Annotated in this window: 7 protein-coding genes; 2 read left to right on the top strand and 5 right to left on the bottom strand. The window is 75.8% G+C overall.

All coding sequences use genetic code 11. The annotated features are described in order from the left end of the window. Positions 1-10: 10 nt before the first annotated feature. Positions 11-1,231: an ABC transporter substrate-binding protein gene (locus tag MNZ27_RS06110; protein WP_242393156.1), complete on the bottom strand. Its 1,221-nt coding sequence runs from the start codon at positions 1,229-1,231 to the stop codon at positions 11-13. Between the two features lie 174 nt (positions 1,232-1,405). On the opposite strand from MNZ27_RS06110, the gene MNZ27_RS06115 reads away from it, so the two are divergent. Continuing rightward, positions 1,406-1,609, top strand: coding sequence for a hypothetical protein (locus MNZ27_RS06115; RefSeq protein ID WP_242393157.1), 204 nt, complete (start codon positions 1,406-1,408; stop codon positions 1,607-1,609). A 188-nt stretch (positions 1,610-1,797) separates the two neighbouring features. Further along, a complete protein-coding gene (locus tag MNZ27_RS06120; RefSeq protein ID WP_242393158.1) occupies positions 1,798-2,160 on the top strand; it encodes a hypothetical protein in 363 nt (120 codons plus the stop codon). A 34-nt stretch (positions 2,161-2,194) separates the two neighbouring features. On the opposite strand, the gene MNZ27_RS06125 is transcribed toward MNZ27_RS06120, so the two are convergent. The 4 genes from MNZ27_RS06125 to MNZ27_RS06145 are packed head-to-tail and all read right to left on the bottom strand — an operon-like array spanning position 2,195 to position 8,913. Further along, positions 2,195-4,291: a NarK family nitrate/nitrite MFS transporter gene (locus MNZ27_RS06125; protein ID WP_277957638.1), complete on the bottom strand. Its 2,097-nt coding sequence runs from the start codon at positions 4,289-4,291 to the stop codon at positions 2,195-2,197. After that, on the bottom strand, positions 4,288-4,821 hold the full coding sequence (locus MNZ27_RS06135; RefSeq protein WP_242393159.1) for a nitrate reductase molybdenum cofactor assembly chaperone: 534 nt from the start codon (positions 4,819-4,821) through the stop codon (positions 4,288-4,290). Before MNZ27_RS06135 ends, MNZ27_RS06125 begins: the two co-directional genes overlap by 4 nt. After that, positions 4,818-6,284, bottom strand: coding sequence for a nitrate reductase subunit beta (gene narH, locus MNZ27_RS06140; RefSeq protein WP_242393160.1), 1,467 nt, complete (start codon positions 6,282-6,284; stop codon positions 4,818-4,820). The genes MNZ27_RS06135 and narH overlap by 4 nt, the downstream gene beginning before the upstream one ends. Before the next feature lie 19 nt (positions 6,285-6,303). Beyond that, entirely contained in the window at positions 6,304-8,913 is a 2,610-nt protein-coding gene (locus MNZ27_RS06145; protein WP_242393161.1) for a molybdopterin-dependent oxidoreductase, read from the bottom strand. Positions 8,914-9,114 lie beyond the last annotated feature (201 nt).

The raw sequence follows: 9,114 nt of genomic DNA on the forward strand, positions 1-9,114 counted from the left end.
GGCATGCGGACTACAACCCGCCCGTCACGAGCCGGAGCTTGTCGGCCTGGTTCGCGAACACCACGCGGCCGTCCTGCACCATCCCCATCACCACCTGCTTGCGCCGGAACGCCTCGTGCGTGTCCACGACCGCCGGATCCCACTTCGAGTACGGGTGCCTCCAGGTCGCGATGACGCCGCTCACCGGGGCGCGCAGGTCCTCGAGCGCGTCGCGGATCCTCCCGCTCTCGGTGGAGCCGGCCTGGCGCACGGCGGCGGCGAACAGCTGGACGGCGTCGTAGCCCTGCGCGGCGGAGACGGGCGAGGGGATGCGCGTGACGCCGTAGGTCCGGTGGTAGTCCTCGATGAACCGTCGCGCCCTGGGCGTGACGGGCTCCTCGATGAACGTCTGCGGCATCAGGGTCCCGTCCGCGGTCCGCCCCGCGTCGTCGAGGTAGCTCGACATCGACAGCGTCCACCCGCCGATGAGCGGCACGCGCATGCCGAGCCGGGCCATCCCCTTGGCGACGGCGGCCGCCTCCGGCCCGATGCCCCAGAGCAGGATCGCCTGGGCGCCGCCGGACCTCGCGCGGAGGAGCTGGGAGGTCAGGTCCCGGTCGCCCACGTCGAACTCCGCGACGGCGACCACCTGGAGCTTCTCGCCCTGCAGCTTGACCTGCATGAGGAGGTCGTCCCGCCCGGAGACGCCGTAGCGGGTCGAGTCGTGGAGCAGCGCGACCTTCGTGAGCCTCCGGGCGATCGCCTCCTCGACCACCATCGCCGCCTGGATGCCGTCGCTCGCCGCGAAGCGGAAGATCGAGAGCTGCCTCGGGCCGTCCGGTCTCGCCCACTGGGCCATCACGGCGGAGCCCGCGGCGGGCGTGACGATCTTCGTGATGCCCTTCTCCTGCAGGAACCGGTCGCCCGCGAGGGCCACGCCGGTGTTCGCCGAGCCGATGACGCCGGAGAGGTCGGGCGTCGCCGCGAGCTCCCGGGCGATCGCGGCGCCGCGATCGTCCCTCGCCTCGTCGTCGCGCTCGATGACCTCGATCCTGAGCTTCCGGTCCCCGACGGCGATCCCGCCGGCCGCGTTGATCTCCGCGATCGCGAGCTTCGCCCCGTCGCGCATCGAGGTGCCCAGCGGCGCGGACCCGCCGGTGAACGGCCCGGTGATGGCGAGCTTGACGACGTCCGCGGCGAGCGCCGGGAGGAAGAGGGCGCACAGCAGCACGGTGCCGAGCAGTCGCCGCATGGAGCCTCCCACCGGTCGAGTCGAGCCCAGGTCCTCGAGCGCGGCCGCAACATACGTCGATGGGAGGAGGCGAGAGCAGGCCAGAGCGGCTCACGCTGCCGGGGGGCTCACGTCGGGTCCGGCGGGCCGGGGCCGGCGACGACCCCTCGGCGGGGTGTGGTAAGTCTCGACGGCATGAGCGTCGTCTGGCACGTCACCGTCGAGGGGGAGCCCGCCTGCACCTCCGCCGTCCTCACCACGGACGAGCGGCTCGAGCCGCCGATCTGCGGCACCCGCAACCGTCAGCGCGCGGACGACTACGCCGCGATGTTGCGCGCCAACCACCCCGGGGTGCGGGTGGACGTCGTGGAGCACGGCTGCCCGATGCGCGGCGAGTGAGCGCGGCCCTCCTCCCGGCGGCGCGGGAGCGCTCGGGCGATCGACGCGGAGGATGCACGAGCGCCCGCCGCGCCGGCCGGGGCGCTCCCGGGAGGGGGCCGGAGCCCTACCCGGCCGCGAGGCGGCCGGGGCGCGGGGGCCAGTCCCGAAGCGTTGGCGAGCCCGCGCGGCGTGCCCACACTCACGGCATGGCGAAGAGCTGGGCAGATGTGCAAGCGGCGGCGCGCGCCACGGCCGAGGCGCTGCACCGGGAGGCGGACGCGGCCCGCGCGCAGGCCGAGGCGACGCGCGAGCGGGGTCAGGCCCTCCTGGCCGTGGCCGAGGCGTGCCGCCGCGAGGCGGAGGTGAGCCCGGACGAGTACTACGCGGTGTCGCGCTGGCACCAGGCGTCGCTCGCCGAGACCCACGCCCGGGCCGTGGAGCGGGAGGCGCAGGCGCTCGACGCCGAGGCGCGGACCGCCGACGCCGAGTCGGACACCGCGCACGCGCGCTCCGACGCGTCCCGCGAGCGCGCCGCCCACGAGGCGAACGCGGCGGCCCGCTCCGAATGATGTCGCGCCGGCGCGACCCGCCCCGGAGGCGCCGTCAGCAGGGCATCTCCGCCCTCGGCCGCGCGTAGAACCAGATCGTCACCGCGATGCAGGTCGCGTAGTACGCGACGAACCCGAGCAGGGCGGGCACCGGCCCGCCGGCGACGGCGAGCGAGGTCCCGAACGCCTTCGGGACGAAGAAGGCGCCGTACGCCGCGAACGCCGAGGCGAACCCGATCGCCGCGGCGGACTCCTTCGCGGCGGCGCGCTGCGCGCGGTCCTGCCCGGCGGGGCTGCCGTCCGCGGCGCGGGCGTGCTGCGTCGCGAAGATCACCGGGATCATCCGGTAGGTCGAGCCGTTGCCGACGCCGGTCAGCAGGAACAGCAGGACGAAGCTCGCGAGGAACGGGCCGAACCGCCCGGGCGCGCCGCCGTACGGGAGGAACGCGATCGCGGCGAGGGTGAGGGCGATCATCAGGGCGAAGCTCGCGAGGGTGACCCGCGCGCCGCCGAGCCGGTCGGCGAGCCAGCCGCCGGCGGGCCGGAAGAGCGCGCCGAGGAGCGGGCCGAGGAACGCGTAGCGGATCGGGTCCACGCCGGGGAAGGCGCTCTTCACCAGGAGCGGCAGCGCCGCCGAGAAGCCGATGAACGAGCCGAAGGTCCCGAGGTAGAGCCACGAGACGAGCCAGGTGTGCTTGCGCCGGAAGATCACCGCCTGGTCGCGGAAGGAGGCCTTCGCGCTCGCGACGTCGTCCATCCCGAGCCAGGCCGCCGCCGTCGACGCGAGGACGAGCGGCACCCAGACGAACCCCGCGTTCTGGAGCCACATCCGGTGCTCGACGCCGTCCCGGACGAAGAGCTGCGGGGCGCCGCCGAGGGCGCCGAGCACGCCGGCGGAGATCGCGAGCGGGACCACGACCTGCATGGCGGAGACGCCGAGGTTCCCGAGGCCCGCGTTGAGCCCGAGGGCGGTGCCCTTGAGCGCCTTCGGGAAGAAGAAGCTGATGTTCGCCATGCTCGAGGCGAAGTTCCCGCCGCCGAGCCCGGCGAGCAGCGCGAGCGCGAGCAGCACCGGGTAGGGCGTCCGCGGATCCTGCACCGCGACGCCGATCCCCACCGCGGGGACGAGCAGCGACGCGGTGGTGAGGGTGGTCCAGAGGCGGCCGCCCAGGACCGGCACCGCGAACGAGTAGAAGACGCGCAGCGTCGCGCCCGAGAGGCCGGGGAGCGCCGCGAGCCAGAAGAGCTGCCCCGTGGAGAGCCGGAAGCCGGCGTCCGGGAGGCGGACGACGACCACGCTCCAGACCATCCAGACCGCGAACGAGAGGAACAGCGCCGGGATGGAGATCCAGAGGTTCCGCGTGGCGATCGCCCTCCCGCGCCGCTGCCACGCGGCCGCGACCTCCGGGTTCCACTCGTGGAGCACCTGCGGCTCGAGGGCGCGCTCCCGCAGCACCGCCGCCACGGGGCGGGGCAGGTCCACGCCGGAGGCGGCCGTCCAGACCTGCGCCGCGCGCGGGCGGAACGGGAAGCGGAAGGGGAAGGTCACGACGTGGACGAGCCGCGAGTAGGGCACCAGCGCGAGGAGCGCGAAGGCGAGGAGGGCGTGCAGCTTCACCGGCGTCGGGAGGAGCGTCGCGAAGGACGGGTCCGGCGCGAGCCCGACGAGCGAGCGGAGCCACGGGACGGCGGTGTGGAGGTACCAGACCGAGCCCCAGCGCAGCGTGAACGCGACGTACACCCCGAGGCCGACCTGCGCGAGGAGCAGCAGCAGGACGACGACGTCCATCGCGCCGGTGGCGGCGCGGACGCGCGGGAAGACGAGGCGGCGGACGAGGAGCACGACCGCGCTCGCGAACGCCCACGCGCCGAGCGCGAGCCCGAGCACCTCGAGCGCCTGCAGGCGCACCGGGTCCCCCAGGAGCCGTCCCCACGCGCCGGGCGCGAGGGAGGCGAGGAGGTGCGCCGCGAGTACGGAGAGGATGGCCACGTGCCAGGGCAGGGCACCCCAGTAGAGGACGCGCGACTCGAGGAGCATCGAGGAGCGGGCGGTCACCGGCGGCCCGAACCCGGCCAGGCGGAAGCCGAGCCCGGTGAGCGCGAGGACCACGGCGGTGTACGGCACCGCCCCGTACAGCACGGTGTCGGTCATGGGGGCACCTCCCCGGTCCGGTCGGCCCCGAGGGCGTCGAGGAGCGCCTCGAGCGCGCCGCGGTACGGGTTCTCCGCCGGGAGCGCGGCGAGCATCCTGAGCGCGGCCGGCCGCAGCGCCTCGGCGGCCAGCTCCCGGGCGAGGTCCGACCCGCCCGCGTTCGCGAGGAACCCGAGCACCTCGGCCACGTGATCCGGCAGCTCCGGGCCGGCGGCGTGGCCGGCCTCCGCGTACGCGCCGGCGAGGTACGCGAGCAGCGCGTTGCGCCGCGGGCCCTCGCCGCAGAGGTGCAGGCCGAGGTACGGGCTCACCGCGGGGCGAAGATCGAAGGTGGCGGTGTACAGCTCCTCCGCCGCGCCCTGCCCGAGGGCGGCGAGGGCGTCCGCGCAGCGGAGCGCCGGGCAGGCCACCGACGGCGGCAGCCCGGCGGTGGCCGCGCGGGCCCGATCGGCGAGGCCCGGCGACGGGTAGGTGAGGAGGTCCGCGAGCGCCCGGGCGGCCGCCGGCGAGATGGGAGCCGGCCCCGTCACGAGCGGAGCCTCCGACGCATCCCGACGAGCCCCTGCAGCCCCGGGGCGGCCTCGCTCTCCACCTCGCGCCCGAGGGGCGGGTGGACGATCCGCTCGCGCAGCGTGGGGAACACCGTGAGCCGGTGGATCGCCTCCGCCGTCTCCTCCGTGATCTCCGCGTCGGAGAGGCGCCGCGCCGCGTCCGCCGCGGTCACGTCGCCGACGGTCCGCGCCCGGCGGTGCGCCCGCACCGCGGTCAGGATCCCGAGGGCCTCCTCCACGACGCGCGCGTTTCCGGCGGCGAACATCGACGCGAGGTAGCCGACGGGGATGCGGAGGTCGGCCGCCGCGGGCAGGACGGCGCCGCTCACCGGGCGCGCGCCGTCGGCGCGGACCGCGCGCACCGGCGAGAGCGGCGGGACGTAGAAGACCATGGGCAGCGTGCGGAACTCCGGGTGGAGCGGGAGGGCGAGCTCCCACTGCCGCACGAAGCGGTCGATCGGCGATCGCCGGGCGGCGTCCAGGAGCCCGTCGGAGAGCCCGCCGCGCCGCGCCGCCGCGATCACCTCCGGATCGGCGGGATCGAGGAGCGCCTCGCGGAAGGCGTCCACGAGCCGGTCGTCCGGGGCGCGCGCCGCGCGGCCTGCCGCCTCCGGGTCGTACAGCAGCACGCCCTGGTAGCGGATCCGACCGGTGCAGGCCTGGAAGCAGGCCGGGGGCTCGCCGCTCTCGATGCGCGGGTAGCACCCGATGCACTTCTCCGACCTCCCCTCGACCCACGAGTGGAAGGTCTTCTTGTAGGGGCACGCGGAGACGCACATCCTCCAGCCGCGGCACCGCTCCGGCGCGACGACCACCATGCCGTCCTCGCCGCGCTTGTAGATCGCGCCCGCCGGGCAGGCCGCGGCGCAGGCGGGGTTCAGGCAGTGGTTGCAGAGGCGGGGGAGGTGGAAGAACACGAGCTGGTCGAGCTCGAGGAGCGCGGCGCGCTCGGCGGGCTCCAGCGCGGCGAGGTTCGGGTCGGCCGCGGCGTACACGGCGGAGCCGCCGAGATCGTCGTCCCAGTTCGGCCCGGCGGCGGGATCCACCGGCCGGCCGGTGATCGCGGAGACCGGCCTCGCGGTGGGGAGGTCGTCGGCGGGCGCGCCGGAGAGCAGATCGCCGTACCGGTAGGTCCAGGGCTCGTACTGATCGTCCAGGGTGGGGAGCGTCGGGGGCTGGAAGAGCTGGTCCAGGACGTGGGCGCGGCTGCCGAGCCGGAGCCGCAGCTCGCCGCCGTGCGCGACCCATCCGCCCCGGTGCCGCTCCTGGTCCTCCCAGAGCGGCGGGTATCCGGTGCCGGGTCGCGTCTCGACGTTGTTCCACCACATGTGCTCCGAGCCGCGCCGGTCGGTCCACAGGTTCTTGCAGACGACGCTGCACGTGTGGCACCCGACGCACTTGTCGAGGTGGAACACCGAGGCGAGCTGCGCGCGGACCTCCATGGCGTCCCCTCCTGGTCTCCTAGTACTCCGGCGCGCGGTCGAGCCGGCGCACCCGCACGGTGACGTCGCGGTTCGTGCCGGTCGGGCCCCAATAGTTGAAGCCCCAGGAGATCTGCCCGTACGCGCCGAGCATCAGGGTCGGCTTGAGCCGGATGCGCGTGAGCGAGTTGTGGATCCCGGCCCGGCGGCCGCCCCGCGCCGCCGTCCGCGGCGTCGCCACGGTCCGCTCCGGCGCGTGGTACTGGATCGCGAGGCCGGGCGGCACGCGCGCGCTCACCGCCGCCTTCGTGACCACCGCGCCGTGGTCGTTCACCACCTCGACCCAGTCGCCGTCCGCGATCCCGGCCCGCGCGGCGTCCGCGGGGGCGAGCCAGAGCGGGAACAGGCCGCGCGACAGGGTGAGCATCCGGACGGTGTCCCCGTACGTGGAGTGGATGCTCCACTTCGCGTGCGGGGTGACGTACTCGAGGTGCAGCGCGGGGCCGCCCTCCGCGGTGGCGCGCAGGTCCTGGAGCAGCGCCGGGTCGAGCTTCGGCTTCCAGGTGGGGAGCGCCTCGCCGGCGGCGAGGAACCCGGGGTGGTCGAGGTAGAGGTGGGCGCGGCCGGTGAGCGTGCGCCACGGCACCTTCCGCTCCACGTTGAGGGCGTAGGCGGCGTACGGGCGGCCGCCCTGGACGAGGCCGCTCCAGCACGGGCTCCCGAGCACCCGGCGCGGCTGCGCGGCGAGGTCGTCGAAGGTCATCCGCACGTCGCGGGTGGACGCGGCGAGGTCGGCGAGCGGGAGCCCGACCCGCTCCTCCGCGACCCGGAACGCCCGGAACGCCAGCTCGCCGTTGGTCTCCGGCGCGAGCCGGAGGATCGCCTCGGCCATGTCGCGCGCGGTCCCGACAGACGGGCGGACGCGGCCGTCCACGGGCTCGGCGGGGCGCTCGCGCGCCAGGGCGTCGTAGACGTCCGCGACGGGCCAGGTGAGGCCGTGGGCGCCCATGCCCTCGCGCGCGAGCGGGCCGAGGGCGCGGAAGCGCCGGGCGAGGTTCGCGTAGTCGCGGGTGACCACCGCGAGCCCGGGCATGGTCCGCCCCGGCACCGGCGCGCACTCGCCCCGGGTCCAGTCGCCGGCCTCCGGGTCGCCCATCTCGCCGGGGGTGTCGTGCTGGATCGCGGTCGCGACCACGTCCTCGACCGGCTCCGGGAGGTGGACGGCGGCCAGTGCGCTCACCTTCTCCGCGAGCGCGGCGAACGCGTCGAAGTCGCTCCGCGACTCCCAGCAGGGCGGCACCGCGGCCTGCATCGGGTGGATGAACGAGTGCAGGTCGGTGGTGGAGAGATCGTCCTTTTCGTACGAGGTGGCCGCGGGGAGGAGCACGTCCGAGAGCAGGCCGGTGGTGCTCATCCGGAGGTCGAGGTCCACCACCAGGTCGAGCTTCCCCTCCGGCGCGGCGCGGACGGCCACGTCCTGCGCGCCGCGCGCGGCCGCGACGTCCTCGGCGATCGAGAGAGAGGGCACGCCCAGGTAGTGCCGCAGGAAGTACTCGTGCCCCTTCGCGCTCGAGGAGAGGGCGTTGCCGCGCCAGACCAGGAACACCCGCGGCCAGGCCTCGGGCGCGTCCGGGTCCTCCACCGCGAGCCGCAGCGTCCGCTCCCGCAGCGCGCGGACCACGTGCTCGACCACCTCCGGCGCGCTCGTCGCGCCCGCCGCGCGCGCCGCCCGGGCCACCTCGAGCGGGCTCCGGTCGAACTGCGGGAAGAACGGCAGCCACCCGCGCCGGACCGCCCGGATCTGGTGGTCCATCGCGTGCGCCGTGCCCGCCCGCGAGGCGGGGTCGATCCGCCCCTCGTCCTCGGCCCGCTCGTACCGCCACTGGTCGGAGTGCACGTAGTGGAACGAGGGCGCGTTCTGGAACCGCGGCGGCCGCGCCCAGTCGAGCGCGCCGGCGAGGGTCGCCCACGGCGCCACCGGGGCGAGCTTCTCCTGGCCGACGTAGTGGTTCAGGCCGGCGCCGTTCCGGCCGATGGCGCCCACCAGGGCGAGGTTCGTGAGGGCGGCGCGGTAGGCGAGGTCGGCGTGGTACCAGTGGTTGAGGCCGGCGCCGACGATCATCGAGCAGCGCCCGCCGGTCCGCTCCGCGGTCCCGGCCCACTCCCGGGCGAGCCGGATCGCGACCTCGCGGTGGACGCCGGTGTAGCGCTCCTGCCAGGCGGGGGTGAACGGCGCGTCGGCGTCGTCGTAGCTCGCCGGGTACTCACCCGGGAGCCCCCGGCCGACGCCGTGCTGCGCCATGAGCAGATCGAGCACCGTCGCGACGGCGACGCGCCCGCCCGAGGTCTCCACCCAGCGCACCGGGACGCCCCGGCGCCAGGTCCTGTCGGCGGCGTAGTCCGGCACCTCCACCTGGACGACTGCGTCGTGCCGGTCCAGGAAGGACAGCGCCGGGTCGAGCGGGGCGCCGTCCTCGCCGTCCTTCAGCTCGAGGTTCCACTGGCCCTTCCGCGCCTGCCACCGGAAGCCCAGGCTGCCCTGCGGCATGCGGGGCGCGTCGGTGAGGCGGTCCCAGACGAGGAACTTGTAGCCCCCGTGCTCGGTGGCCGCGTAGCGGGGGAGGGCCCCGGCGCGGAGCAGGCGTCCCATCGGCGCGGGGGTACCCCCCCCCGCGCCCCAACCCCCCGCCGCACCCCCCGCGGCCCCCCGCCCCCCGGGGGGTGGGGGGCCCCCGGCGGCGGGGGGGGGGGGGGCCCCCCCCCCCCCGCGCGGGGACCTCGCGCGCCGTCGCGAAGCGAAGCGCGCGAGGTCACGGGCCCCGCGCGGCAGGGGTGGGGCCCCGACGGCTCC

The organism is Anaeromyxobacter oryzisoli, assembly GCF_022690765.1.
GTDB lineage: Bacteria > Myxococcota > Myxococcia > Myxococcales > Anaeromyxobacteraceae > Anaeromyxobacter > Anaeromyxobacter oryzisoli.